The following is a 24107-nucleotide window of genomic DNA, read 5'->3' as shown; positions in this document are numbered from 1 at the left end:
AATGCAGGACGCTGATGGATAATTGGGATGACATGCGGGTGTTTCTGGCGGTGGCGCGCACCGAAAGCCTGTCTGCCGCCGCACCGTTGACGAAAATGGACCCTGCCACCCTTGGTCGCCGGATCGCGCGGCTGGAACGCAGCCTTGGCGCGGCGCTGTTCGTCAAATCGCCGCAAGGCTATGCGCTGACCGATCTGGGTGAACGGATGCGCGACCGCGCGGCGGATGCCGAAACGCAACTGTCGCTGGCGGTCGAGGAATCGCGCGGCGCGACCAATGCGCTGACTGGGCAGATCCGCATCGGCGCGCCTGACGGGGTGGCGAATTTCCTGCTGCCGCAGGTCTGCGCCGCGCTGCAGCGCGATAACCCCGATCTGGAAATGCAGGTGCTGGCGCTCCCCCGCGTCGTCAACCTGTCACGGCGCGAGGCGGATATGGCGATCACCGTCAGCCTGCCCGCCGCCGGGCAATTGATCGTGCAAAAGATCACCGATTATCAGCTTCATCTGGCAATGCGCGCCGATGCAGCCCCGGTGCAGAGCCTTGCCGATCTGCAACACCGTGCCATCGTCGGCTATATTCCCGACATGATTTTCGACAAGGAACTGGATTATCTGGGTGATCTGGGGGCCGGGGGTGTGCAGCTTGCCTCGAACTCCGTCGCCGTCCAGCTTCAGATGATCAGACAGGCCGGTGTCGGGATCGTGCATGATTTCGCGCTGCCCTTCGCGCCGGAACTGCGGCGTATCCTGACCGAACAGGTGGCGCTGACCCGGTCGCTGTATCTGGTGCGGCACAAATCGGCGCGGCAATCCGACAGGCTGACCCGCGTCGCCGCTGCCATCAGCGACGGCATCCGGGCCGAAGTGGCGCGGCTTGAACGCTTGACAGAGGCGGCTGTCGTTTGACAGTCTGAACTACCGGCAATGCAGGGAGAGAGCATTATGATCGTCGCGCAAATCCTTAAGTCCAAAACTGATATGGGCGTCGTGTCCGTAAAACCCGGCGACAGCGTGTCATCCGCCGTGGCCCTTTTGTCGGAAAAGCGGATCGGCACCGTGGTCGTGTCTTCCGACGGGGAAAAGCTGGACGGCATCCTGTCCGAACGCGACATCGTGCGCGAATTGGGCCGGCGCGGGGCGCAATGCCTGTCCGCGCCGGTGTCCGAAATGATGACCGCCAAACTGACCACCTGCACCACCGCCGATGGGGCCGACCATGTGCTGCAGATGATGACCGAAGGGCGGTTCCGCCACCTGCCGGTGATGGATGACGGCAAGATGATCGGCCTGATTTCCATCGGTGACGTGGTCAAGGCGCGGCTGATGGAACTGTCGATGGAAAAGGACGCTCTTGAAGGGATGATCATGGGGCACTAACCCCGTTGCATTCCGCCGCGTGATGCTGTTTCTAGCGCGCAATAATATTTCAAGAGGTGCGTCATGCGCGTAGGTCTGTATCCCGGCACATTCGATCCGGTCACTTTGGGGCATGTCGATATCGTGCGGCGCGCGGCGACGTTGGTGGACCGGCTGGTCATCGGCGTGGCAATCAACCGCGACAAGGGACCGCTGTTCAGCCTTGAAGAACGCGTCGCCATGGTCGAGGCGGAATGCGTCCCACTGGGCCGCGCCGTGGGCTGCGAAATCGTGGCGCATCCGTTTGAAAACCTGCTGATCGACTGCGCCCGCGATGTGGGGGCGGGGCTGATCATCCGCGGCCTGCGGGCGGTCGCGGATTTTGAATATGAATATCAGATGGTCGGCATGAACCGGATTCTGGACGATTCCATCGAAACCGTGTTCCTGATGGCCGAGGCCGAGCATCAGGCGATTGCATCCAAACTGGTCAAGGAAATTGCCCGTCTTGGCGGGGATGTGTCGAAATTCGTCACACCCGCCGTGAACGAGGCGTTGAAAAACCGGATGCGGGCCTAGCCGTAGATCGCCTTGCTGGCGATCTTGGCGGCATCTTCGCGGAACAGACCCACATCAATGGCCACATCCTGTGGCATATTGGCGATCTCGTTCTTCAGCCGGATATAGGCGGCGCGTTTCTGCACGGCACTGCGGACTTTGGTCAGGACTTTCATGTTCTGCTCCTTTGGTTCTGACCCAAAGATAACAATGCCGCAACGCGGCACAACTGACGGAACCTGCACCCCGCTATGCGAAACTTGCATGGCGCGCACAAAAAAACCGGCCCCGAAAGGCCGGTTTCAATCTGCAAACCGCTTGATTTACAGCAATTTCCCCATCGCAACGGCGGTATCCGCCATGCGGTTGGAAAAACCCCATTCATTGTCATACCAGCTCAGGATGCGGACCATCGTGCCGTCCAGCACCTTGGTCTGGTCCAGATGGAAGATCGATGAATGCGGATCATGGTTGAAATCGGAACTGACCATCGGCAGGTCGGTATAGCCCAGAATGCCCTTCAGCGGGCCATCGGCAGCGGCGATGATCGCATTGTTGATCTCTTCCACAGTGGTCGCGCGCGACGCCTCGAACGTCAGATCCACGACCGACACATTCGGCGTCGGCACCCGGATCGCGACACCGTCCAGCTTGCCGTTCAGTTCGGGCAGGACCAGCCCCACGGCCTTGGCAGCACCCGTTGATGTCGGGATCATCGACAGGGCCGCAGCCCGTGCGCGGTAAAGATCCTTGTGCATTGTATCCAGCGTCGGCTGATCGCCGGTGTAGCTGTGGATCGTGGTCATGAACCCTTTGGTGATACCCACGGTATCATTCAGCACCTTAGCGACAGGCGACAGGCAGTTCGTGGTGCAGGAGGCGTTGGAGACCACGATATCATCCGCCGTCAGCGACTGATGGTTCACGCCAAAGACCACGGTTTTGTCGGCATCGGTGCCGGGGGCGGAGATCAGCACGCGTTTCGCGCCGGTGGACAGATGCGCCTGACAGGCGTCCTTGCTGGTGAAAATCCCGGTACATTCCAGCACCACATCGACATCGCCCCAGGGCAGATCGGCGGGGTTGCGGATCGCGGTCACCTTGATCGGGCCACGGCCCGCGTCAATGGTATCTGTCGTCGTCGTCACCGTGCCGGGAAAGCGGCCATGCACCGAATCGAACCGCAGCAGATGGGCGTTGGTTTCCACCGGCCCCAGATCATTGATCGCCACCACTTCGATATCATTGCGGCCGGATTCGATGATCGCGCGCAAGATGTTGCGGCCAATCCGGCCAAATCCGTTGATCGCTACTTTGACGGCCATGGGCTATCCTCCTTATGGATGAATGTTGGCGCTAACATTGCGATTTATCGCAAAAGGTCAACCGCAGACTGAAAAGCGACCCCGCCGCAATCTTTCTGGCAGCTTCTTTTTTCCAAAATACGCCCGCCAGCGGCGCGGTGCCACAGGTGTTACCGCCAGAACGCGATATATTCGACAAAATCGATAAATTTGCGGATCAGGAACAGCGATGCGGTCCAGTCATTATGCGTCCCGTCGATTGCCAGTGCGGCAACGATCACAACACCCAGAAAGACCGCCAAACCATTCGTCATGCCGCAGCTTTACCGCGGCAGGCGGTTAATGCAAGCGGCCCATGGTGGCGGCGACATCGGCCATGCGCGCCGAAAAGCCCCATTCATTGTCATACCATGCCAGCACGCGGACCATGCGGCCCACGACCTTGGTCTGGTCGGGGGCAAAGATGCAGCTTTGCGTGGTATGGTTGAAATCGATGCTGACCTTGGCTTCGGCGTCATAGGCCATGACCATGCCCATGTACCCGCCCGCGGCCTCGGCCACGATGGCGTTCACATCGGCGACAGACACGGATTTACCCGCCTGAAAGGTTAGGTCCACCGCGCTGACATTGGGCGTCGGCACCCGGATCGCGGTGCCGTCCAGCTTGCCCGCGAGCTCCGGCAACACCTCTCCCAGCGCCTTTGCCGCGCCGGTCGACGTCGGGATCATCGCCATCGCCGCCGCGCGCGCGCGATACAGGTCATCATGCCGGCGGTCCAATGTCGGTTGATCGCCGGTATAGGAATGGATCGTCGTCATGATCCCCGCCTCGATCCCGATCGCGTCATTCAGCACCTTGGCCAAGGGGGCAAGGCAATTGGTCGTGCAGGACCCGTTCGACACAAGCCGTTCATCCGCCACCAAATCGCGATGATTGACGCCGTAAACCACCGTGCGGTCCACATTGCGCGCCGGGGCCGAGATCAGCACCTTGCGCGCGCCGCGTTCCAGATGCACGGCGGCCTTGTGCCCATCGTTGAACTTGCCGGTGCATTCCAGCACCACATCGACACCGTCCCAGTCCAACGTGGCGGGGTCATAGCTCGACATCACTTCAATCGGGCCACGGCCAAGGTCCAAGGTATTGTCCCTGACCTTGATCGGATGCCCGAAACGGCCATGAATGCTGTCATATTTCAACAGATGCGCATTGGTGGCAATCGGCCCGGTGGCGTTGATCTTGACCACCTGCACATCATTGCGCGCCGCTTCGGTGATATGGGCCAAAGTGCAGCGCCCGATGCGGCCAAATCCGTTGATCCCAATGGTGATGGTCATATGGCACCCCTTATTATCTGCACATGTCCTGCCGTCTGTATGCGGTGGTGTCCAGAAAAAGATGCCGATTTGTCAGTATGTTAGCGATAACGGGTCCGTCCCGTGACCTGTTACCGCTAAACGTTTGCGCCAACATGCGGGGCTTGCCGCGGGGCAGGGACAGGATCACTCTGTCCCAAAGAATCAGAGGTGCGCGATGAGCGGTTTACTGGCCTTGCTTGATGATGTGGCCGCGATTGCCAAGGTCGCGGCGGCCTCGGTCGATGATGTGATCGGGCAGGCGACCAAGGCAGGGGCCAAGGCCGCCGGCGCCGTGATCGACGATGCCGCCGTGACACCGAAATATGTGCAGGGGTTTTCGGCGGAACGCGAATTGCCCATCGTCTGGCGCATCGCGATGGGGTCGATCCGCAACAAGCTGGTGATCCTGCTGCCTGTCGCCTTGCTGCTGTCGGCCTTTGCGCCCTGGCTGATTGCGCCGCTGCTGATGCTGGGCGGGGGGTATCTGTGCTATGAAGGCGCGGAAAAGCTGATTCACAGCCTGCGCAAGGGCGATCCGCATGCGCTGGCCACCGGCGATCCTGCCCATCTGGAAGAGGCCAAGGTCAAAGGCGCGATCAAGACCGATTTCATCCTGTCCGCCGAGATCATGACCATTGCGCTGGCCACGATTGAAACCCCCGGCATCTGGGGGCAGGCCGCGGTGCTGGCGGTGGTGGCTGTCGCCATCACGGCGATGGTTTACGGTGCCGTCGCGCTGATCGTCAAAGCCGATGATCTGGGCCTGTGGATGGCGCGCGCCGGGCGCACGGGGCTGTCACGCGGTCTGGGGCGCGGGATCGTCGCGGCGATGCCGGGTTTCCTGCTGGTGCTGACATGGGTCGGCACGGCGGCGATGCTTTGGGTCGGCGGGTCGATCATCGTGCATGGGCTGGAAGAACTGGGATCAGGCTGGCTCGGCCATCATATCCATGATGTCGCGCTGTTGGCGGCGGCGCTGGTGCCTTTGCAGATTGCCGGGGCGACAGAGTGGTTCGCCACGGCGGCGCTGGACGGCGTGCTGGGGTTGGCGCTGGGGCTGGCATTGGTCGTGCTGATCACGCCCGTCATGGGCTGGGTGCAGGGGCATGAATGACGCGCTGCTGCTGGTCGCGCGCATCCTGATCGCGGCCCTGTTTCTGGGCGGGGCTGTGCAAAAACTGATCAGCCCGGTGGGTGCGTCAGACCTGCTGGCCGGTTTCGGGCTACCTGTGGCGCTGATCTGGCTGGCGCTGGCCTATAATGCGCTGGCGGGGCTGGCTTTGGTCGCGGGGATCTGGCTGCGCCCGGTCGCTGTGTCACTGGCAATTTATTGCGCGGGGACAAGCGTGTTTCACTTCATCCCCGACGATCCCTGGCAGATGTCGATCTTCGTGAAAAACTGGGCGATTGCCGGGGGGTGCCTTGCGCTGGCGGTCGCCGGGGCAGGGCGGTGGAAGGTAAGGTGGGCCAAGGCCCACCCTACCTGATGTTTCACTTGATCAACGCTTTCACCTGATCTGCAACATTCTGCGCGGTGATGCCGAATTCGGCATACAAGCGCTCTGCCGGGGCCGAGGCGCCAAAGCCCTCCATCCCGACAAATCCCGCCTTTTCACGCTTGCCACGTTCGCCCAGCAACCATTGATCCCAGCCAAAACGTACCCCCGCCTCGACCGCGACGCGGACGGGACCGGCAGGCAGGACCTTGCGGCGATAGTTTTCGTCCTGTTCGGCGAAGAGTTCCCAGCACGGCATCGACACGACGCGCGTGCCGATCCCTGCCGCCTGCAGCAGATCGCGGGCGGCAAGGGCAATCTCGACCTCTGATCCCGTCGCCATGATGATCGCCTGACGTTTGCCATCGGCATCGGCCAGCACATAGGCGCCCTGCGACACAAGGTTCTTGTTGGTGTGGGTGGTGCGGACCGTCGGCAGGTTCTGCCGCGACAGGGCCAGCACCGCAGGCGTGGTCGTGCTGGTCAGCGCGCATTCCCAGGCCTCTGCCGTTTCGATCGTATCGGCGGGGCGGAACACATGCATATTGGGCGTGGCGCGCAGCATCGCCAGATGTTCAACCGGCTGGTGTGTCGGGCCGTCTTCGCCCAGACCGATGCTGTCGTGGGTCATCACATAGGTGACCGGCACGCCCATCAGCGCGGACAGGCGCATGGCACCACGCGCGTAATCGGTGAAACACATGAATGTGCCGCCATAGGCCCGCGCACCGCCATGCAGCGCCATGCCGTTCATCGCGGCGGCCATGCCATGTTCGCGGATGCCGTAATAGACATAGCGCCCCTTGCGGGTGTCAGGGTGGAACACACCCAGATCGCTGGTCTTGGTATTGTTCGATCCGGTCAGATCGGCAGAGCCGCCGATGGTTTCGGGCATGATCGGGTTGATGACTTCCAGCGTCATTTCCGAGGATTTGCGCGTTGCCACCGATGGCTGGCTTTCACTGACCTGCTTTTTCAACGCGCGGATCGTCGCCGACAGTTTCTTGGGCGCTTCCCCGGCATAGGCACGGTTGAACTCGGCCTGTTTTGCGGCCGACAGCGTGGCAAAGCGCGCCTGCCACTGCGCATGCGTCTCTGCCCCGCGCGCGCCGATGGCCTGCCATTGCGCCAGAACATCATCGGCGACCTCAAAATCGCCCATCGGCGCACCGTAAGACGTCTTGGCGGCGGTCAGTTGTTCGGCATTGGTCAGCGCGCCATGGCCCTTGGACGTATCCTGCGCGGCATGGCCGAGCGCGATATGGGTCTTGCAGGCAATCATCGACGGGCGCGGATCAGCCTTGGCCGCCGTGATCGCGGCGTCAATCGCCACCGGATCATGGCCGTCGATGGCCTGCACATGCCAGCCAGCAGCGGCAAAGCGGGCGGGCTGATCGGTGATATCGGCCAGATCGACGGTGCCGTCGATGGTGATGTTGTTATTGTCCCAGAACACAACCAGATGGCCCAGTTTCTGCATGCCCGCCAGACCGATGGCTTCGTGGCTGACGCCTTCCATCAGGCAGCCGTCACCGGCGATGACATAGGTGTGGTGGTTGACGATCTTTGCCCCCCAATGGGCGCGCTGGATTTCCTCGGCAATCGCGAAACCCACCGCGTTGGCAAGGCCCTGACCCAGCGGGCCGGTGGTGGTCTCAATCCCGCGCGCATGGCCATATTCGGGATGGCCTGCGGTTTTGGCGCCCCATTGGCGGAAATCCTTGATCTGCTGCAGGGTGATGTCTTCGTATCCGGTCAGATACATCAGGGAATACAGCAGCATCGACCCATGGCCCGCCGACAGGATGAACCTGTCACGATCCGGCCAGGCGGGGGATTTAGGGTCGAAATTCAGGTGTTTTTCAAACAGCACCGTGGCGACATCGGCCATGCCCATCGGCATCCCCGAATGGCCCGAATTGGCGGCGGCAACCGCGTCGAGCGTCAGGGTGCGGATGGCCGTGGCCTTATTCCAGTGGTCGGGGTGCGCAGAACGCAGGGCGGCAATATCCAAGGGGGCTTTCCTTCAGGCAAAGGTGAACAAATCTGTCACCCGCGTCATATCAGGGTCGCCCCCAAGATCAAGCGTGACAGCTAAGTCGTTCATTTTCCTGACCGCATCCCCTTTGCCGGACCGGGCAGGATCGCTTAGTCTGTGCCAAGGCTGCGACGATTCGCAGCAAGTGGCGGGATTTCGCCGGGGATGATCCGTCTGGCGGGTTGTATCCCGGGGGTGGAACAGGGCAGTGATCGCAGGATCAGCGAAAGGGCAAGTGATGAGCGATGTGGCAGATTTAGGTGATCGGATCACGCTGGCGCTTGACCGGATTCGCAAGGGGATCGCGGCCAAGGGCCGCGCCGATGTGGCCGAACAATCGGTGTTCGACGCGTTGCAGGCCGAACGCGCCACCAACAAGGATCTGATCGCGCAGATCACCCGTTACAAGGAAGAACAGGACCGCAAGCTGGACGATCTGACCAGCCGCGTGGAAAATCAGGCCGCGCAATTGCAGCAGGCCGATGCGCAGATGCAATCGCTGCGCGCCGCCGCTGACCAGCTGCGCGATCTCAATGCCAAGCTGCGCACTGCGCTGTCCGAGGGGCTGGACCCCGCGCTGCTGGATCAGGCGCTGCATGCCGAGATCGCGGCGCTGCACGCCCTGCGCGCCGCCGATGCCGCCGAGGTCGATGCGATCCTGGCCGAACTCAAACCCCTGATCGAGGAGGCCGCACGTGCCGCAGATTGAAATCCATATCGGTGGCCGGACATTCGAAGTCGCCTGTCAGGAAGGCGAGGAACATTTCCTGCATTCCGCCGCAGCCATGCTGGATGCAGAGGCCGCGACGCTGGCCGAACAGATCGGGCGTCTGCCCGAATCGCGGATGTTGCTGATGGCGGGGCTGCTGCTGGCGGATAAAACCGTCGGGCTGGACGAAAAGCTGCGCGCCGCCGAGGCGGAGATGGCGGAACTACGCGCCAGTGTGGACAAGCTGAACGCGCGTCCCACCCCCGAACCCCAGCGGGTCGAGGTGCCTGTCGTGCCGGCCGATGTGATCGACACGTTGGCCGAAATCGCCGCCAGAGCCGAAGCTCTGGCAGATCAGGTCGACGCGGATCTGGATTAGGCGTTTCGGGAAACCCGAAATGCTTCAGGCGTTGGCCTGCCGGATCTTTTCGGCGGCGTCTTTGTCAAACGTCACGCCCTTGTCGGCGAATAACGTATCGAGTTCGCCCGACAGGGTCATTTCCGTGATGATATCGCAGCCGCCGACGAATTCGCCTTTGACATAGAGCTGCGGGATCGTCGGCCAGTCGGAATAATCCTTGATGCCCTGACGGATGTCTTCATCGGCCAGCACGTTCACATCGGTATAATCCACACCCATGAAATTCAGCACGCCGGCCACGCGGGATGAAAACCCGCATTGCGGCATGGCTTTGGTGCCTTTCATGAACAGCACGACATCATGGCTGGTCACGGTCTGTTTGATCTGGTCGGTAGCGGTCATAATCTATCCTTTAGGTCGGTTTCAGTCGGGCGCTTTGGTGGTCAGCGCCAGCGCGTGCAGATCGCCGTGGCTGCCGTCCATCCGGCCCTTGAGTGCTGCATAAACCGCGCGTTGTTGTTGCACCCGGTTCTGTCCGCGAAAGCTTTCGTCGATGACTTCGGCAGCGAAATGGGTGCCGTCGTCGCCTTGCACGGTGATCTTCGCCTGCGGAAATGCGTCGCGCAGCAGCGTTTCAATCTCATGTGGGGTGATGGGCATGGGGCGTCCTTTTGGCGTGGTGTCTTTAAGCTAGGTGCGATCCGCGCCGCAGACAAGGCGCTGCCCGCCGCGCGGTTATTTTTGGAAATAAGAAATGATCAGGCCAGCGCATTTTCAAAACTTGTGCGATAGATCTGGGCGAGGTCGGCCAAGGGTGCCGTTTCGCCCCCGAAACTGATCTGATCGCCGCCCACCTTGCCGACCATGGCAATCGGCACATCGGCCTGACCTGCGGCGATCATCAAGGCCTCTGCCTTGTCGAAATTGCAGCCGATCAGGTACCGCGCCTGATCTTCGCCGAACAGGGTGGGCGTGTCGCTGGCGTCCAGATGGATGCCCACACCCGCGGTTTCGGCCAGTTCGAACGCGGCCAGCGCCAGCCCGCCATCGCCCAGATCGGTACAGGTGGTGATCAGGCTGGCATTGTCGCGGATGAAATCGCCGTGCCGCTTTTCCGCGTCCAGATCGACGGGGGGCGGCGGGCCTTCGGCGCGGTGGTAAACCTCGGCCAGCAGCGCGGATTGGCCCAGATGGCCCGTGGTTTGCCCGACCAGCAGCAGGACATGCCCGTCACGCAGATGGCCGCTGATGATCTGGTCGGGGTGGGTGATCAGGCCGACAGCGCCAATGGTCGGGGTCGGCAGGATACCAGTGCCATCGGTTTCGTTATAAAGCGACACATTGCCCGACACGATCGGCATATCCAGCGCCTTCACAGCTTCACCGATGCCCTGAATGGCGCCGACGAATTGCCCCATGATTTCGGGCTTTTCGGGATTGCCGAAATTCATGTTGTCGGTGGTGGCCAGCGGTTTGGCCCCGACGGCCGTCAGGTTGCGATACGCCTCTGCCACGGCCTGTTTGCCGCCCTCGACGGGGTCGGCCATGACATAGCGTGGTGTGACGTCGCTGGTAAAGGCCAGCGCCTTGTCCGTGCCATGCACCCGCACGATCCCGGCACCAAAGCCGGGGATACGTGCGGTATCGCCCATCACCTGCTGGTCATATTGTTCGTAAACCCATTGCTTGCCCGCGTAATTCGGGCTGCTGATCAGGGCCTTTAGCCCGTCAATCGGGTTGACCCCGACAATATCGCCCAGCGGGTCCTGCGCCGGTGTCGGCACCCAGGGCCGGTCATATTCAGGGGCAGAGCCGGACAGCGTGGCCAACGGCAGATCAGCCATCACCTGACCTTTATGGACGACGATAAAACGATCCTCGGCAATGGTTTCGCCGACAATGGCAAAATCGAGATCCCATTTGACGAAAACGGCGCGTGCTTCGGCCTCTTTTTCCGGGCGCAGCACCATCAGCATGCGTTCCTGGCTTTCCGACAGCATCATTTCATAGGCGCTCATGCCGGATTCGCGCTGCGGCACGTCATCAAGGTTCAACCTTACACCAAGGCCCCCCTTGTCGCCCATTTCCACGGCAGAACAGGTCAGGCCAGCGGCCCCCATATCCTGAATGGAAATCACCGCACCTGTGGCCATCAGTTCCAGTGTCGCCTCCATCAGGCGCTTTTCGGTGAAGGGATCACCGACCTGCACCGTGGGGCGCTTTTCCTCGATCGTGTCGTCGAATTCGGCGCTGGCCATGGTCGCACCGCCGACACCGTCACGGCCGGTCTTGGCCCCCAGATAAACCACTGGCATCCCCACACCGGAAGCGGCGGAATAGAAAATCTTGTCGGCATCGGCCAGACCGGCGGCAAAGGCATTGACCAGGCAATTGCCGTTATAGGCGGCGTGAAACCGGACCTCGCCGCCGACAGTCGGCACACCGAAGGCGTTGCCGTAACCGCCGACACCGGCAACCACACCGCTGACCAGTTGGCGCGTCTTCGGGTGGCTTGGTTCGCCGAATGACAGCGCATTCATCGCGGCAATCGGGCGCGCGCCCATGGTGAACACATCGCGCAGGATGCCACCGACGCCGGTCGCTGCCCCCTGATAAGGTTCGATATAGCTGGGGTGGTTATGGCTTTCCATCTTGAACACCACGGCCTGCCCGTCGCCGATATCGACGACACCGGCGTTTTCACCGGGGCCGCAGATCACCTGCGGGCCGGTGGTCGGCAGGGTGCGCAGCCATTTTTTCGATGATTTATAGGAACAATGTTCATTCCACATCGCCGAGAAGATCCCCAGTTCGGTGAACGTCGGCACCCGACCGATGATATCCAGAATGCGCTGATATTCGTCAGGTTTCAGCCCATGGGCTGCGATCAATTCATCGGTGATTTGCGGTTCTTGCGACATCTTTGTGGTCCCCCGGATGCTTGCCGCGTCTTTACGCGATCAGCGGCGCGGGTAAAAGCCGCAATTCAGCCGGGCAGGGCGCAAAAAAATGCCGGGCACAATGGCCCGGCGAAGTCCAACAGGGAGGTGAAGGTGATGCGCAATTACGCAGCATCGCCTTCGAGTGAACAGATAGGGTGCGTTTTTTAGGCAATCAAGAATAATTACCCTGATGGTTGTGCATTCCCGCTATGTGTTGCGCGCATAGCTCAGATGATTTACGCGCAAATCACCGCCTGCAAAGGCGATAAAGCCCCGCCAGCAAGGGTTTTGCGGCCCGCCGCGACATTCTGCGCGGCCACAACCGTGGGGCGGTGCGATCAGGGTTCCGCCAGTGTTTCGCGGATCTTGCGGCGGTGGGCGAAAATCTCTTCCTGGACGAAATCCCGAAAGGCGGAAATCCGTTTCGACTGCCGCAATTCTTCGGGATAGGCAAGGAAGACAGGCACTTCACCACTTTCCAGCTCGGGCAGGACGCGGATCAGATGTGGAAAATCCTCGATCACGTAATCGGGCAGCACGCCGATGCCGATATGGTTCAGCACGCCCTGCAACACGCCAAAGTAATTATTGACCGTGAACAGATGTTGTATTTCCGCGCTTAACAGATGTTGCACCAGCGTCGCGCCAGCAGACACCTGCACCGAATTCAGGCTTTGACAGATCAACCGGTGTTCGGACAGATCAGGCAGGCTTTCGGGTGTGCCGTTCTTTTCCAGATATTCTGGCGATGCATATAGCCGCATCCGCACCGACATCAGCCGTTTGCGGATCAGATCGGCCTGCGACGGTTCCTTCATCCGGATCGCGACGTCCGCTTCGCGCATTGGCAGGTCCAGCACGCGTTCTTCCAGCATCAGGTCGATTTTCAGATCCGGATAAGCCTCGAACAATTTGGGAAGGCGCGGGGCCAGCCACAAGGTGCCGAACCCCGTCGTCGTCGTGACCCGCAGATCGCCGAACACTTCTTCCTCGCTGTCGCGGATGCGGGCCGAGGCGGTTTCCAGCCGTTTGTTCATGGATTTGGTCGCATCGAACAGCAATTCGCCCTGTTCGGTCAGAATCAGCCCCCGCGCATGGCGGTGGAAAAGCGTGGTATTGAGCGATTCTTCCAACGCGCGGATCTGCCTGCTGACCGCAGATTGCGACAGATGCAGCATGTCACCGGCATGCGTCAACGACCCGGCATCCGCCACGGCGTGAAATATTCTTAGCTTGTCCCAGTCCATCTGACGCTTTCGTTGCGAATGTTAACGCTGCCACACACTAATTATTTTGCGCATCTAACAAAAGGTTATTCGGCTTTTGTAACATGATTTTCTTCTTTGTAGGTCAGCATCTTTGACCTATACTGCCTCCATCAGCGCTTGGGAGGGTGTCAGATGGGCCATCAGGATATATCACTCAACGATCGTTACGATTTGCTTAAGTCGCCGGTACTTTTGAACGGCACGCAGGCGCTGGTCCGGCTGATGCTGATGCAAAAGGCGCGTGATCAGCGCGCGGGGCTGAACACGGCGGGTTATGTCACCGGCTATCGCGGCTCGCCGCTCGGCGCGGTTGATCTGCAGATGGCCAAGGCGAAAAACGTCCTCGCCCCCGCCGATATCACCTTTCAACTCGGCCTGAACGAAGATCTGGCCGCCACCGCCCTTTGGGGCAGCCAGCAGGCCGAATTGCGCGGCGAAGGCAAATATGACGGCGTTTTCGGCCTGTGGTACGGCAAAGGCCCCGGCGTGGACCGGTCTGGCGATGTGATGCGCCATGCCAATATGGCGGGCACCTCGCCCCATGGCGGCGTGATCATGGCGATGGGCGATGACCATACCGGCGAGAGTTCGACCACCCTGCACCAATCCGACTGGGCGATGGTTGATGCCTATATGCCCATCGTGTCGCCCGCAGGCGTGCAGGAAATCCTTGAATATGGCCTCTATGCCTGGGCGCTCTCGCGCTATGCGGGTGTCTGGGTCGGCCTGAAAACGATGAAAGACACGATCGAGGTCACCTCCGTCGTCGATGCCGACCCGTACCGCGCCTTTGCCATCCCCGATATCGACCTGCCCGAAGGTGGGCTGAACATCCGCATCACCGACACGCCGCAACTGCAAGAGGCGCGGATGATCGACCACAAACGTTTCGCGGCCGAGGCGTTCAGCCGCGCCAACAAGATGGACCAACGCAAATGGGGCAAACCCGGCGCAAAAATCGGTTTCGTCGCGGCGGGCAAGAACTGGCTGGACCTGCAGCATGCGTTGTCCCTGCTGAATATAGACGAGGGCGAGGCAGACCGTCTTGGCATCACCACCTACAAGATCGGGCAGGTCTGGCCGCTGGATATGGCCTCTTTCCACGACTGGGCCGAAGGGCTGGACCTGATCATCGTGGTCGAGGAAAAGCGCAAACTGATCGAAGTGCAGGTCAAAGAAGCCCTGTTCGACGACCGCCGTGGCCGCCGCGTTTACGGCTGGCACAAGGGCGACGAACATTCCGAAGGGCGGCGCGAGGAAATCTTTCCCACCCGCGCCGCACTCGACCCGATCTGGATCGCCGAGAAAATCGGCGGAATCCTGACCGAGGAAGGCTGCGGATCAGACGGTATCACCGCAGGCCTTGCGCAGCTTTCCGAAACGCGGCGCGCCGATAACGCCCCGGAACTGGCGGCGCGTTTGCCTTATTTCTGCTCTGGCTGCCCGCATAATTCATCAACCAAGGTGCCTGACGGCAGCCGCGCCTATGCCGGGATCGGCTGTCATTACATGGTGCAATGGATGGACCGCGACACGGTAGGGTTTACCCAGATGGGCGGCGAGGGCGCGAATTGGGTGGGCGAGGCCCCGTTTTCTACCCGCGACCATGTGTTCCAGAACCTCGGCGACGGCACCTATAACCATTCCGGCGTGCAGGCGATCCGTTTCGCGCTGATGGCGGGGACCAATATCACCTATAAAATCCTCTATAACGACGCTGTCGCCATGACCGGCGGGCAGGGCAATGATGGCGGGCTGACCGCCGACCAGATCTGCCGCGAATTGCAGGCGATGGGGGTGCGCAACATCGCACTGGTCCATGACGAAAAGGAAGACCTCGACCTGTCGGTGTTCCCCAAGGGCCTTGACGTGCATGAACGCGCCGACATGCAAGCGGTGCAAGAGAAATTCAGCAAATACAAAGGTGTCTCCGCCATTGTTTACGTCCAGACCTGCGCCGCCGAAAAACGCCGCCGCCGCAAACGCGGGCAATTCCCCGACCCGGACAAGCGCGTGTTCATCAACACCGACATCTGCGAAGGCTGCGGCGATTGCGGCGTGCAATCCAATTGCGTCTCCATCGTCCCTGTTGAAACCGAACTGGGCCGCAAGCGCGCCATTGATCAATCGTCCTGCAACAAGGATTTTTCCTGCGTCAAAGGCTTCTGCCCGTCTTTCGTCACCGTCTCTGGCGCGCAGATCCGCAAGGATGCCAGCACCAGCATCGACCTGCCCGACATGCCGCACCCCACTTTGCCCAGTATCAACGGCACCTATAACGTCGTCATCACCGGGGTGGGCGGCACCGGCGTCGTGACCATCGGTGCTGTCATGGCCATGGCCGCCCATATCGACGGCAAGGGCGCTGGCATGATGGAAATGGCGGGGTTGGCGCAAAAGGGCGGTGCCGTCCATATTCATTGCCGCATTGCGGAAAAACCCCGTGATATCAGCGCGATCCGCGTCGCCACCGGCGAATGCGATGTGCTGATCGGCGGCGACCTTGTCGTCAGCGCCGGGGCCAAAACCCTCGGCCTGATGCGGCAAGGCCGCACACGTGGCGTGGTCAACAGCCATGAAATCATCACCGGCGAATTTACCCGCAACACCGCATTCACCCTGCCCATCGACCAGTTGAAACTGTCGCTTCAGGCGCGTCTGGGTGACAACCTGTCGCTGTTCGACGCCTCTGATCTGGCCAAGGCGCTGATGGGCGACAGCATCTATTCCAACATGATGATCTTTGGCGCGGTCTGGCAAATGGGCGCGATCCCGCTGTCGCACGACGCGATCATGCGCGCGATTGACCTCAACGGCGCGGCTGTCAAACGCAACATGCAGGCCTTCGATTATGGCCGCTGGGCCTATTTGCATCCGGCCGATGCTGCGAAAATCCTCGCCCCCAACGTGGTGGCCCTGCCGCAGACATTGGAGGAAAAAATCACCTTCCGCGCCGACCATCTGACCACCTATCAGGGCAAGGCGCTGGCGCAGCGTTACCGCGACATGGTCGCGCGTTTCACCGACCCGGCACTGCGCGAGGCGGTGGCGCTCGGCTATCACAAACTCCTGTCCTACAAGGATGAATACGAGGTCGCGCGCCTGCTGACCCAGACCCGCCAAAAGATGCGCGACACGTTCGATGGCGATCTGAAACTGACCTATCACCTTGCCCCGCCCATCGTCAGCAAACAGGGCAGCGACGGACGCCCCGTCAAACGGGCCTTCGGGCAGGGCATCGCATGGGCCTTCCCGCTGCTGGCGCGTCTGAAATTCCTGCGCGGCACGGCGCTTGATCCCTTCGGGCGCACGGCGGAACGGCAGATGGAACGCGCCCTGATCGCGGAATATGAAGGCGATATGGATGATATCCTACGCCTGACCCGCCCCGATACGCTGGATGCTGCCGTGGCCTTGGCCCGCCTGCCGCTGGATATCCGCGGTTTCGGTCCGGTCAAGGATGCCAACGCCCGCAAGGCCGCCAAACGGCGCGCGGAATTGCTGGCAACCCTCAACGCATCCCCGCTGCATCAGGCGGCAGAGTGATTATCACCGGTCAGCCCATTCCTGCCGAGGGGCTGCAGGGGCGAAAAAAAGACCCCAAAGCATGCATGGATTTCCCGCGCAAAGCCACCTATGAGTGAAGCCCTGACCTGCACGATCCGACCGGGATCGGGCATGAGGTTGAGGATAGATATAGGTGCGCAATGGCCGTAGGGATATTCGATAGCGGATTGGGTGGGTTGACGGTGCTGGATGCGGTGGCCACGCGGCTGCCCGACGTGCCTTTGGTCTATTTCGGCGATAACGCGCATGCGCCTTATGGCGTGCGCAAACCTGATGATATCTATGACCTGACCACCGCCGCCACGCAGCGCCTGTTCGATGCGGGCTGCGATCTGGTGATCCTGGCCTGCAACACCGCCAGCGCCGCCGCCCTGCGCCGGATGCAGGAAAGCTGGGTGCCGCCGGGCAAACGCGTGCTGGGTGTTTTCGTGCCGCTGATCGAGGCATTGACCGAACGGCAATGGGGCGACAATTCCCCCCCGCGTGAAGTCGCCGTGAAACATGTGGCGCTGTTCGCCACCCCCGCCACCGTGTCCAGCCGCGCGTTTCAGCGCGAACTGGCGTTCCGCGCGATCGGTGTCGATGTCGAAGCGCAGGCCTGCGGCGGCGTCGTCGATGCGATCGAAGACGGCGACATGATCCTGGCCGAAGCATTGGTGCGCTCCCACGTCGATGCGCTGCGCCGCAAGATGCCCAGCCCCGATGCCGCCGTGCTGGGCTGCACGCATTACCCGCTGATGGAAACGATCTTTCAGGATGCGCTCGGCCCTGATGTGCAGGTGTTTTCACAGGCGCATCTGGTCGCCGAAAGCCTGGCCGATTACCTGACGCGCCGCCCGGAAATGATCGGCGCAGGCATCGACAGCGCCTTTCTGACCACCGGTGACCCGGCGCGCGTGTCCAACCGCGCCACGCAATTCCTGCGCCGCCAGATCACCTTTACCGCCGCATAGAAGGTTTCCCACCATGACCTATAACATCGCCATTCTGGGCGCCTCGGGCTATACCGGTGCCGAACTGATCCGGCTGATCGCGAACCACCCTGATCTGCGCATCGCCGCCCTGTCCGCCGACCGCAAGGCAGGCCAGCAGATCGCTGATGTGTTTCCCCATCTGCGCCATCTGGACCTGCCGGTGCTGGTCAAGGTCGATGAAATCGATTTTTCCGGCATCGATCTCGTCTTCGCCGCCTTGCCGCATGGCCTGTCGCAAGCGCTCGTCCGCGACCTGCCCGCAACGGTAAAGGTTGTCGATCTCGGCGCTGATTTCCGGCTGCGCGACGTGGCGGCCTATGAAAAATGGTACGGCGCGCCCCATGTCGCCCCGGAATTGCAGAAAACGGCTGTCTACGGCCTGACCGAATTCTACCGCGACGATATCAAAACCGCGCGTCTTGTCGCCGGCACCGGCTGTAATGCGGCCACGGTGCAATTCGCGCTGCGGCCCCTGATCGCCGCCGATCTGATCGATCTGGATGACATCATCTGCGATCTGAAAAACGGCCTGACCGGGGCAGGGCGCGCGGCCAAGGAAAACATGCTGTTCACCGAACGCAGCACCGATGTGCAGGGCTATGCCCAGGGCGGCAAGCACCGGCATCTGGGCGAATTCGATCAGGAATTCAGCGCCATCGCCGGGCGCAAGGTGGAAATTCAGTTCGCCCCGCATCTTGTGCCGGTTAGCCGGGGCATTCTGGCAAGCTGCTATCTGCGCGGCGACAGTGCTGCGATCCATGCCGCATTGACCACCGCTTATGCCGATGAACCCTTTATCCATGTGCTGCCTTACGGGCAATTGCCCGGCACCGGCCATGTGATGGGGTCCAATTTCTGTCATATCGGCGTGACATCGGACCGCATTTCAGGCCGCGCCCTTGTCGTGTCTACCCTTGATAACCTATGTAAGGGATCATCGGGGCAGGCGTTGCAGAATGCCAACCTGATGCTGGGTCTGAACGAAACAGAAGGTCTGATGCTGGTGCCTGTCTTCCCATGAGCGGTCTGAAAAGCCTCAAGAAACGCCGCCGTGTGCAGGTGATTTCCATCGCCGGTGCCTGCGTGGTGCTGGTGCTGGTGCTTTTGTGGTTCCTGCCTGCCGACAGTTTCCAGTTCTTCCGGTCCCCGTCCGAAGTGGCCGAGGCCCCGCCAACCCCGAATGAACGGTTCCGTATTGGCGGTCTGGTCGAACGTGGCACCTTGATCCGTGGTGAAGGGCAGGAAATCACCTTTGCCGTCACCGATGGCGGCGCGTCGATCCCTGTCGTTTACGCGGGTATCCTGCCTGATCTCTTCTCCGAAGGCGAAGGCGTCGTGGCACAGGGAAATCTGATCAACGGCAGGTTTGAAGCCATTGAAATCCTTGCCAAACATGACGAGACTTATATGCCGACCGAAGTGCTTGATGCACTCAAGGCGCAGGGTGTCTACGTAGACCCGAACGGTGCTCGAATCTCGCATTAACCTTTACGTTTTATTCTGTCCTCTCACCAAGCAGAGGATAGAAAAATGCCTGATATCACCAAAATCGCCCAAGACATCGTCGCCCGCGAAGGCGGCTATGTGAACGATCCCGACGATCCCGGCGGGGCCACCAACCACGGCGTGACCATCCACACGATGCGCCGTCTTGGCCTTGACCTGGACGGCGATGGCCGCGTCGATGCGCAGGATGTCCAGCAATTGGACCGCGCGCAGGCGGTGCAGATATTCATCGACCATTATTTCGTCAAACCCGGCGTTAACCGTTTGCCGCAGCTTATCCAGCCCAGCGTTTTTGACATGTATGTCAATGCCGGGGCCAATGCCGTGCGCATCCTGCAACGCCTGCTGGTCGAGATGCGGATCACTGTCAGCACCGATGGCGTGATCGGCCCGCAGACCATTGCCGCCGCCAACCGCGCCGCCGCATCTGCGCCCGATCACCTGGCCGACGCTTACGGCATCGCGCGGCGCAATTACTACTATGACCTTGCCGACCGCAGACCCACCAGCCGCAAATACGCCCGCAGGCGCGACGGCGGCAAAGGCGGATGGATCACACGCGCCGAGGAATTCATCGCCCCGCGCTATCACCTGACCCCGGCACAACATCAGCAAAGGACAGCATCATGGGCCTGATCACTGGATTAATGGGCTTTCTGTTCGGCAACAGCCGAAATGTGCTGGTCGAAACAGCACAAGTCTTTCGCCCCAATGCCGAAAATACCGCGATGCGCGACGCCGACGCCAAAAGCGAAAGCCTGCAACAATTCGCCGCCGAATTTGCCCATGCGCGCCAAGGGCTGTTCGACCGGCTCGTTGACGCGCTGAACCGGCTGCCAAGGCCGATGCTGGCGCTGGGGACGATCTGGCTTTTCGTCATGGCGATGCTGGACCCCGACAGCTTTGCCGCCGGGATGAATGGGCTGGCGCTGGTGCCGGAACCGCTCTGGTGGTTGATGGGGGCGATTGTCAATTTCTATTTCGGCGCGCGGCATCAGGCCAAGGAACAGGATTTCCAGCGCATTCTGGCCGCTGCCAGCCTTGGCCGCAGCCCCAAACCCGCAGAACCCGACACCAACCCGGCACTGCGTGACTGGCAGGTGGCCCATGGACAATAGCGTCGCCGACACCATCGACAGCCGCCTGCGCGCGCTGGAAACCCGCAACGCCGTGGATGGCGTGCACCGCGACAATGTCGCGACCCGGCTGGGCGCGATCGAGGACACGCTGAAATGGCTGGTCCGCCTGATGATCGGCGGCATGCTGATGGCCGCCGTCAGCTATGCTGTGCAAGGGGGGCTGGCGCTATGAACGTGTCAATCTGTAGCGCCGTTTTGATCGGCACCGCTATTTCAACACCCACACCAATCGGATATGAAAATCCTATGTTAAATGAACTCGCGCATTTCGCTTTGATTCTGGCCCTTGGCGTTGCCATCGTCCAGATGGTCGTGCCCCTGATCGGGGCACAAAAGGGTAATATCGCATGGATGCGTCTGGCCGAACCCGCGGCGACGGTTCAGTTTCTGCTGACCGGCTTTGCCTTTGCCGCGCTGACCTGGGCCTTTGTGGTGTCCGATTTCTCGCTGCAACTGGTGTTCATGAATTCGCATACCGACAAGCCGCTGATCTACAAAATCACCGGCGTCTGGGGCAATCATGAAGGGTCCATGCTGCTCTGGGTGCTGATCCTGACCTTGTTCGGCGCCTGTGCGGGCTGGTTCGGGGGCAATCTGCCGATGCGGCTGCGCGCGCGGGTGCTGGCGGTGCAATCCTCGATCTGCGTGGCCTTTCTGGCGTTCCTGATCTTTACCTCCAACCCATTCCTGCGGCTCGACGTACCGCCCTTGAACGGGCGCGACCTGAACCCGCTGCTCCAAGACCCCGGTCTGGCCTTCCACCCCCCGTTCCTCTACCTCGGCTATGTGGGCCTCAGCATGGCGTTTTCCTTTGCTGTCGCCGCCCTGATCGAAGGGCGCGTCGATGCCGCATGGGGCCGCTGGGTCCGGCCATGGACATTGGCGGCATGGATGTTCCTGACCGTGGGCATCGCTTTGGGGTCATGGTGGGCCTATTACGAACTGGGCTGGGGCGGTTTCTGGTTCTGGGACCCGGTCGAAAACGCGAGTTTCATGCCATGGCTGATCGCCACTGCGCTGCTGCATTCCGCCATCGTCGTGGAAAAGCGCGAGGCGCTGAAAAGCTGGACCATCCTGCTGGCGATCCTCGCCTTTGGCTTTTCGTTGCTGGGCGCCTTCATTGTGCGCTCCGGCGTGCTGACCTCTGTCCATGCTTTCGCGGTGGACCCCGAACGCGGCGTTCTTTTGCTGATGATCATGGGGTTCTTCGTGGGCGGGTCGCTGACGCTTTATGCCTTCCGCGCCTCTGCCATGCAGTCCAAGGGGGTGTTTTCCACCGTCAGCCGCGAAAGCGCGCTGGTGCTGAACAATATCCTGCTGGCTGTGTCCTGTTTCGTGGTGTTTATCGGGACGCTGTGGCCCTTGGTCACGGAAATGCTGTTCGACCGCACGCTGTCGGTTGGTCCGCCATTCTTTGACGCGGCCTTCACGCCCTTCATGGTCGCACTCGCCATTGTGCTGCCGCTCGGGTCGATGCTGGCATGGAAACGCGCGACCTTCGGGCGGATGACCCGCGCAATGGGCGGTTGGCTGATGCTGGCCGTGGCGCTGGCGGCCCTTGCCTATGCGGTGCAAAGCGGCAATTCCGCGCTTGGCCCCATCGGCGTCGCCCTGGGTGTCTGGGTCGTGGGCGGTGCGCTGGCCGATCTGTGGCTGCGTGCGGGCCGCGATGATCTGCGCACAAGGTTGCGGCGGCTGCGGCATCTGCCGCGCGCCGACTGGGGCAAATCGGTGGCGCATATGGGGATGGGTGTCACCATCTTTGCCATCGCCGCCATGCTGGCATGGGAGGTCGAGGATATCCGCATCGCCGATATCGGTGATCGTTGGGAAGTCGGGCAATTCGGCGTGCAACTCGATGCCGTGAACCAGTTGCAGGGGCCGAATTACGTCACCACCATGGCCGATATGTCGATCTGGCGCGGGGACCGGGAACTTTACACCCTGCAACCGGAAAAACGGTTCTACCCCGTCGCCAACATGCCCACGACAGAGGCCGCGATCAGCAATGGTTTCCTGCGCGACGTCTATGTCGTGATCGGTGATCCACAGGTGCAGGGCGGCTGGGCCGTGCGCACTTATCTCAAACCCTTTGCCAACTGGATCTGGGGGGGCTGTATCCTGATGGCGCTTGGCGGCTGTCTGTCACTGTCTGACCGGCGCTTGCGGGTTGGGGCCGCGTCCACCAAACCTGTGCGCGCAACCCCGGTGCCTGCGGAATGATCCGGCTGATCGCCATATTCCTGCTGGTCGCGTCTACCGCCTTTGCCGTGCAGCCGGACGAGATATTGGACGATCCCGTGCTGGAACGGCGCGCGCGGGAATTGTCGCAAGGGCTGCGCTGTCCGGTCTGCCGCAACGAAAGCATCGACGAATCCAACGCCGAACTGGCGCGCGAATTGCGCATCCTTTTGCGCGAAAGGCTGGTCGCGGGCGATAGTGATGCGCAGGCGGTGGAATTTCTGGTCGCGCGCTATGGCGAATTTGTCCTGCTGCGGCCCACGACCGATGGGGTGAATGTCGTGCTGTGGTTTGCCGCCCCCGCGATGCTGTTGATCGCACTTGGCATCGGCTGGGCCACGATCCGCCGCCGCGCCCCGGCCGCGGAGCAGCTGACCGAGGCGGAAAAGGCCGAGCTGGACAAAATACTGCATTCGTGACGCAATGTCGGGCTTTTCCAGCGGCGCGCAGGGCCTAGGCTGTGGCAAAACCGCAAAAAGGAACGCCGCGATGGATTATCAGACGATCACCCTGAAGACGCAGAATGACATCGCCACGCTGGTGTTGAACCGGCCTGCAGTGATGAACGCGCTGAACAGCCAGATGCGCGTGGAAATCGCCCATGCGGTCAAAGCAGCAGAGGCGCAGGCACGGGTGCTGGTGATGACCGGCGCGGGCAAGTCGTTCTGTTCCGGTCAGGATCTGGCCGATGGCGGCAATGCCGCGACGCTGGATCTGGAAGCGACCCTGCGCGATGAATATGTGCCGATGCTCAAGGCGATCTTTGATTGCCGCATCCCCACCATCGCTGCCGTGAACGGTCCGGCGGCGGGGGCAGGGGCCAACCTCGCGCTGGCCTGCGATGTCGTGATCGCCTCTGACGCGGCCTATTTCGTGCAGGCCTTTACCCGGATCGGCCTGATCCCCGACGCAGGCGGCACCTATTGGCTGCCACGTCAGGTGGGCGCGGCACGGGCGATGGGGGCGGCGCTGTTCGCCGATAAAATCAGCGCCGCGCAGGCCTGCGATTGGGGGATGATCTATGAAATTGCCCCGGATGCCGATTTCACCGCTCATATCGCCGCGCGCGCCGGGCAATTGGCGCAGGGGCCGACACTGGCTTACCATCAGGTGAAACAGGCGATCCGCGGATCGTTCGAGAATTCGCTGGATGAACAACTGGCGTTGGAGGCAAAATTGCAGGGTCGCTGTGGCGAGACCGCGGATTTCCGCGAAGGCGTCAGCGCCTTTCTGGAAAAGCGCAAACCAGTCTATCATGGGCGGTGAAGCGGTCTTGAAACTCAAAAT

Annotated in this window: 26 protein-coding genes; 17 read left to right on the top strand and 9 right to left on the bottom strand. The window is 61.3% G+C overall.

All coding sequences use genetic code 11. The features are described 5' to 3' along the window. The first annotated feature begins 14 nt into the window (after positions 1–14). From ACK4TM_RS06140 to coaD, 3 genes are all read left to right on the top strand, one after another. Entirely contained in the window at positions 15–908 is an 894-nt protein-coding gene (locus ACK4TM_RS06140) for a LysR family transcriptional regulator (protein ID WP_409698304.1), read from the top strand. A 36-nt stretch (positions 909–944) separates the two neighbouring features. After that, positions 945–1379 (top strand): CBS domain-containing protein, encoded by a 435-nt coding sequence (locus tag ACK4TM_RS06135; protein WP_409698301.1) that lies wholly within the window; start codon positions 945–947, stop codon positions 1377–1379. A 63-nt stretch (positions 1380–1442) separates the two neighbouring features. Beyond that, the gene (gene coaD / locus ACK4TM_RS06130; protein ID WP_409698299.1) at positions 1443–1937 is read left to right on the top strand and encodes a pantetheine-phosphate adenylyltransferase; all 495 of its coding nucleotides are present in this window, start codon (positions 1443–1445) and stop codon (positions 1935–1937) included. Here coaD and ACK4TM_RS06125 read toward each other — a convergent pair. From ACK4TM_RS06125 to gap (ACK4TM_RS06110), 4 genes are all read right to left on the bottom strand, one after another. Next, a complete protein-coding gene (locus ACK4TM_RS06125) occupies positions 1934–2092 on the bottom strand; it encodes a hypothetical protein (RefSeq protein WP_409698296.1) in 159 nt (52 codons plus the stop codon). The genes coaD and ACK4TM_RS06125 overlap by 4 nt on opposite strands. 147 nt (positions 2093–2239) lie before the next feature. Continuing rightward, positions 2240–3241, bottom strand: a complete 1002-nt coding sequence (gap, locus tag ACK4TM_RS06120; protein WP_409698293.1) for a type I glyceraldehyde-3-phosphate dehydrogenase — start codon at positions 3239–3241, stop codon at positions 2240–2242. Positions 3242–3390: 149 nt separating this feature from the next. Next, the gene (locus ACK4TM_RS06115) at positions 3391–3534 is read right to left on the bottom strand and encodes a hypothetical protein (RefSeq protein ID WP_409698290.1); all 144 of its coding nucleotides are present in this window, start codon (positions 3532–3534) and stop codon (positions 3391–3393) included. Between the two features lie 25 nt (positions 3535–3559). Continuing rightward, positions 3560–4558, bottom strand: coding sequence for a type I glyceraldehyde-3-phosphate dehydrogenase (gene gap, locus ACK4TM_RS06110; RefSeq protein WP_409698287.1), 999 nt, complete (start codon positions 4556–4558; stop codon positions 3560–3562). 196 nt (positions 4559–4754) lie between these two features. On the opposite strand from gap (ACK4TM_RS06110), the gene ACK4TM_RS06105 reads away from it, so the two are divergent. Together ACK4TM_RS06105 and ACK4TM_RS06100 are read left to right on the top strand one after the other, a co-directional pair. Continuing rightward, positions 4755–5693, top strand: a complete 939-nt coding sequence (locus ACK4TM_RS06105) for a DUF808 domain-containing protein (RefSeq protein WP_409698284.1) — start codon at positions 4755–4757, stop codon at positions 5691–5693. Beyond that, positions 5686–6066 (top strand): DoxX family protein, encoded by a 381-nt coding sequence (locus tag ACK4TM_RS06100; protein WP_409698281.1) that lies wholly within the window; start codon positions 5686–5688, stop codon positions 6064–6066. Before ACK4TM_RS06105 ends, ACK4TM_RS06100 begins: the two co-directional genes overlap by 8 nt. A gap of 4 nt (positions 6067–6070) precedes the next feature. On the opposite strand, the gene tkt is transcribed toward ACK4TM_RS06100, so the two are convergent. Further along, a complete protein-coding gene (tkt, locus tag ACK4TM_RS06095) occupies positions 6071–8089 on the bottom strand; it encodes a transketolase (protein WP_409698278.1) in 2019 nt (672 codons plus the stop codon). A 262-nt stretch (positions 8090–8351) separates the two neighbouring features. Here tkt and ACK4TM_RS06090 point away from each other — a divergent pair, with 262 nt between their 5' ends. Both ACK4TM_RS06090 and zapA read left to right on the top strand, forming a co-directional pair. After that, a complete protein-coding gene (locus tag ACK4TM_RS06090; RefSeq protein ID WP_409698275.1) occupies positions 8352–8822 on the top strand; it encodes a hypothetical protein in 471 nt (156 codons plus the stop codon). Further along, positions 8809–9201, top strand: a complete 393-nt coding sequence (gene zapA / locus ACK4TM_RS06085; RefSeq protein ID WP_409698272.1) for a cell division protein ZapA — start codon at positions 8809–8811, stop codon at positions 9199–9201. The genes ACK4TM_RS06090 and zapA overlap by 14 nt, the downstream gene beginning before the upstream one ends. A 24-nt stretch (positions 9202–9225) precedes the next feature. Here zapA and grxD read toward each other — a convergent pair whose 3' ends face one another. The 4 genes from grxD to ACK4TM_RS06065 all read right to left on the bottom strand — a co-directional run bounded on the left by grxD (position 9226) and on the right by ACK4TM_RS06065 (position 13372). Beyond that, the gene (gene grxD / locus ACK4TM_RS06080; protein WP_409698269.1) at positions 9226–9585 is read right to left on the bottom strand and encodes a Grx4 family monothiol glutaredoxin; all 360 of its coding nucleotides are present in this window, start codon (positions 9583–9585) and stop codon (positions 9226–9228) included. 21 nt (positions 9586–9606) lie between these two features. After that, complete coding sequence (locus ACK4TM_RS06075) at positions 9607–9843, bottom strand: BolA/IbaG family iron-sulfur metabolism protein (RefSeq protein WP_322893601.1); 237 nt, start codon at positions 9841–9843, stop codon at positions 9607–9609. 98 nt (positions 9844–9941) lie between these two features. Next, positions 9942–12104, bottom strand: a complete 2163-nt coding sequence (purL, locus tag ACK4TM_RS06070) for a phosphoribosylformylglycinamidine synthase subunit PurL (RefSeq protein ID WP_409698265.1) — start codon at positions 12102–12104, stop codon at positions 9942–9944. A gap of 359 nt (positions 12105–12463) precedes the next feature. Continuing rightward, complete coding sequence (locus ACK4TM_RS06065; protein WP_409698262.1) at positions 12464–13372, bottom strand: LysR family transcriptional regulator; 909 nt, start codon at positions 13370–13372, stop codon at positions 12464–12466. 153 nt (positions 13373–13525) lie between these two features. Between ACK4TM_RS06065 and ACK4TM_RS06060 the strand changes: the two genes are divergently transcribed. The 10 genes from ACK4TM_RS06060 to ACK4TM_RS06015 all read left to right on the top strand — a co-directional run bounded on the left by ACK4TM_RS06060 (position 13526) and on the right by ACK4TM_RS06015 (position 24086). Next, entirely contained in the window at positions 13526–16939 is a 3414-nt protein-coding gene (locus tag ACK4TM_RS06060) for an indolepyruvate ferredoxin oxidoreductase family protein (protein WP_409698258.1), read from the top strand. A gap of 161 nt (positions 16940–17100) precedes the next feature. Further along, positions 17101–17913 (top strand): glutamate racemase, encoded by an 813-nt coding sequence (locus tag ACK4TM_RS06055; RefSeq protein WP_409698255.1) that lies wholly within the window; start codon positions 17101–17103, stop codon positions 17911–17913. A gap of 13 nt (positions 17914–17926) precedes the next feature. After that, on the top strand, positions 17927–18955 hold the full coding sequence (gene argC, locus ACK4TM_RS06050) for an N-acetyl-gamma-glutamyl-phosphate reductase (protein WP_409698252.1): 1029 nt from the start codon (positions 17927–17929) through the stop codon (positions 18953–18955). Next, the gene (gene ccmE, locus ACK4TM_RS06045; RefSeq protein ID WP_409698250.1) at positions 18952–19419 is read left to right on the top strand and encodes a cytochrome c maturation protein CcmE; all 468 of its coding nucleotides are present in this window, start codon (positions 18952–18954) and stop codon (positions 19417–19419) included. The genes argC and ccmE overlap by 4 nt, the downstream gene beginning before the upstream one ends. A 45-nt stretch (positions 19420–19464) precedes the next feature. Continuing rightward, entirely contained in the window at positions 19465–20076 is a 612-nt protein-coding gene (locus ACK4TM_RS06040) for a holin-associated N-acetylmuramidase (RefSeq protein ID WP_409698247.1), read from the top strand. Continuing rightward, a complete protein-coding gene (locus ACK4TM_RS06035) occupies positions 20067–20558 on the top strand; it encodes a holin family protein (protein WP_409698244.1) in 492 nt (163 codons plus the stop codon). Before ACK4TM_RS06040 ends, ACK4TM_RS06035 begins: the two co-directional genes overlap by 10 nt. After that, positions 20548–20751, top strand: coding sequence for a pseudouridine synthase (locus tag ACK4TM_RS06030; protein WP_409698241.1), 204 nt, complete (start codon positions 20548–20550; stop codon positions 20749–20751). Before ACK4TM_RS06035 ends, ACK4TM_RS06030 begins: the two co-directional genes overlap by 11 nt. A 74-nt stretch (positions 20752–20825) precedes the next feature. Further along, positions 20826–22802: a heme lyase CcmF/NrfE family subunit gene (locus ACK4TM_RS06025; RefSeq protein WP_409698239.1), complete on the top strand. Its 1977-nt coding sequence runs from the start codon at positions 20826–20828 to the stop codon at positions 22800–22802. Next, positions 22799–23239 carry a cytochrome c-type biogenesis protein CcmH gene (locus ACK4TM_RS06020; protein WP_409698237.1) on the top strand — a complete coding sequence of 147 codons (441 nt, stop codon included), beginning with the start codon at positions 22799–22801 and terminating at the stop codon, positions 23237–23239. Before ACK4TM_RS06025 ends, ACK4TM_RS06020 begins: the two co-directional genes overlap by 4 nt. Positions 23240–23309: 70 nt before the next feature. Next, positions 23310–24086, top strand: coding sequence for an enoyl-CoA hydratase-related protein (locus ACK4TM_RS06015; RefSeq protein ID WP_409698234.1), 777 nt, complete (start codon positions 23310–23312; stop codon positions 24084–24086). Positions 24087–24107 lie beyond the last annotated feature (21 nt).

Source organism: Yoonia sp., assembly GCF_046292185.1.
In the GTDB taxonomy this organism is placed as follows: domain Bacteria; phylum Pseudomonadota; class Alphaproteobacteria; order Rhodobacterales; family Rhodobacteraceae; genus Yoonia.
This window is presented reverse-complemented; position numbering and strand designations above follow the sequence as displayed.

What these genes read in the sequence shown, in the direction of transcription:
- ACK4TM_RS06140 (WP_409698304.1), top strand. Translation starts at nt 15, where the DNA reads ATGGATAATTGGGATGACATGCGGGTGTTTCTGGCGGTGGCGCGCACC.
- ACK4TM_RS06135 (WP_409698301.1), top strand. Translation starts at nt 945, where the DNA reads ATGATCGTCGCGCAAATCCTTAAGTCCAAAACTGATATGGGCGTCGTG.
- coaD (WP_409698299.1), top strand. Translation starts at nt 1,443, where the DNA reads ATGCGCGTAGGTCTGTATCCCGGCACATTCGATCCGGTCACTTTGGGG.
- ACK4TM_RS06125 (WP_409698296.1), bottom strand. Translation starts at nt 2,092, where the DNA reads ATGAAAGTCCTGACCAAAGTCCGCAGTGCCGTGCAGAAACGCGCCGCC.
- gap (WP_409698293.1), bottom strand. Translation starts at nt 3,241, where the DNA reads ATGGCCGTCAAAGTAGCGATCAACGGATTTGGCCGGATTGGCCGCAAC.
- ACK4TM_RS06115 (WP_409698290.1), bottom strand. Translation starts at nt 3,534, where the DNA reads ATGACGAATGGTTTGGCGGTCTTTCTGGGTGTTGTGATCGTTGCCGCA.
- gap (WP_409698287.1), bottom strand. Translation starts at nt 4,558, where the DNA reads ATGACCATCACCATTGGGATCAACGGATTTGGCCGCATCGGGCGCTGC.
- ACK4TM_RS06105 (WP_409698284.1), top strand. Translation starts at nt 4,755, where the DNA reads ATGAGCGGTTTACTGGCCTTGCTTGATGATGTGGCCGCGATTGCCAAG.
- ACK4TM_RS06100 (WP_409698281.1), top strand. Translation starts at nt 5,686, where the DNA reads ATGAATGACGCGCTGCTGCTGGTCGCGCGCATCCTGATCGCGGCCCTG.
- ACK4TM_RS06090 (WP_409698275.1), top strand. Translation starts at nt 8,352, where the DNA reads ATGAGCGATGTGGCAGATTTAGGTGATCGGATCACGCTGGCGCTTGAC.
- grxD (WP_409698269.1), bottom strand. Translation starts at nt 9,585, where the DNA reads ATGACCGCTACCGACCAGATCAAACAGACCGTGACCAGCCATGATGTC.
- ACK4TM_RS06075 (WP_322893601.1), bottom strand. Translation starts at nt 9,843, where the DNA reads ATGCCCATCACCCCACATGAGATTGAAACGCTGCTGCGCGACGCATTT.
- purL (WP_409698265.1), bottom strand. Translation starts at nt 12,104, where the DNA reads ATGTCGCAAGAACCGCAAATCACCGATGAATTGATCGCAGCCCATGGG.
- ACK4TM_RS06065 (WP_409698262.1), bottom strand. Translation starts at nt 13,372, where the DNA reads ATGGACTGGGACAAGCTAAGAATATTTCACGCCGTGGCGGATGCCGGG.
- ACK4TM_RS06060 (WP_409698258.1), top strand. Translation starts at nt 13,526, where the DNA reads ATGGGCCATCAGGATATATCACTCAACGATCGTTACGATTTGCTTAAG.
- ACK4TM_RS06055 (WP_409698255.1), top strand. Translation starts at nt 17,101, where the DNA reads ATGGCCGTAGGGATATTCGATAGCGGATTGGGTGGGTTGACGGTGCTG.
- argC (WP_409698252.1), top strand. Translation starts at nt 17,927, where the DNA reads ATGACCTATAACATCGCCATTCTGGGCGCCTCGGGCTATACCGGTGCC.
- ccmE (WP_409698250.1), top strand. Translation starts at nt 18,952, where the DNA reads ATGAGCGGTCTGAAAAGCCTCAAGAAACGCCGCCGTGTGCAGGTGATT.
- ACK4TM_RS06040 (WP_409698247.1), top strand. Translation starts at nt 19,465, where the DNA reads ATGCCTGATATCACCAAAATCGCCCAAGACATCGTCGCCCGCGAAGGC.
- ACK4TM_RS06035 (WP_409698244.1), top strand. Translation starts at nt 20,067, where the DNA reads ATGGGCCTGATCACTGGATTAATGGGCTTTCTGTTCGGCAACAGCCGA.
- ACK4TM_RS06030 (WP_409698241.1), top strand. Translation starts at nt 20,548, where the DNA reads ATGGACAATAGCGTCGCCGACACCATCGACAGCCGCCTGCGCGCGCTG.
- ACK4TM_RS06025 (WP_409698239.1), top strand. Translation starts at nt 20,826, where the DNA reads ATGTTAAATGAACTCGCGCATTTCGCTTTGATTCTGGCCCTTGGCGTT.
- ACK4TM_RS06020 (WP_409698237.1), top strand. Translation starts at nt 22,799, where the DNA reads ATGATCCGGCTGATCGCCATATTCCTGCTGGTCGCGTCTACCGCCTTT.
- ACK4TM_RS06015 (WP_409698234.1), top strand. Translation starts at nt 23,310, where the DNA reads ATGGATTATCAGACGATCACCCTGAAGACGCAGAATGACATCGCCACG.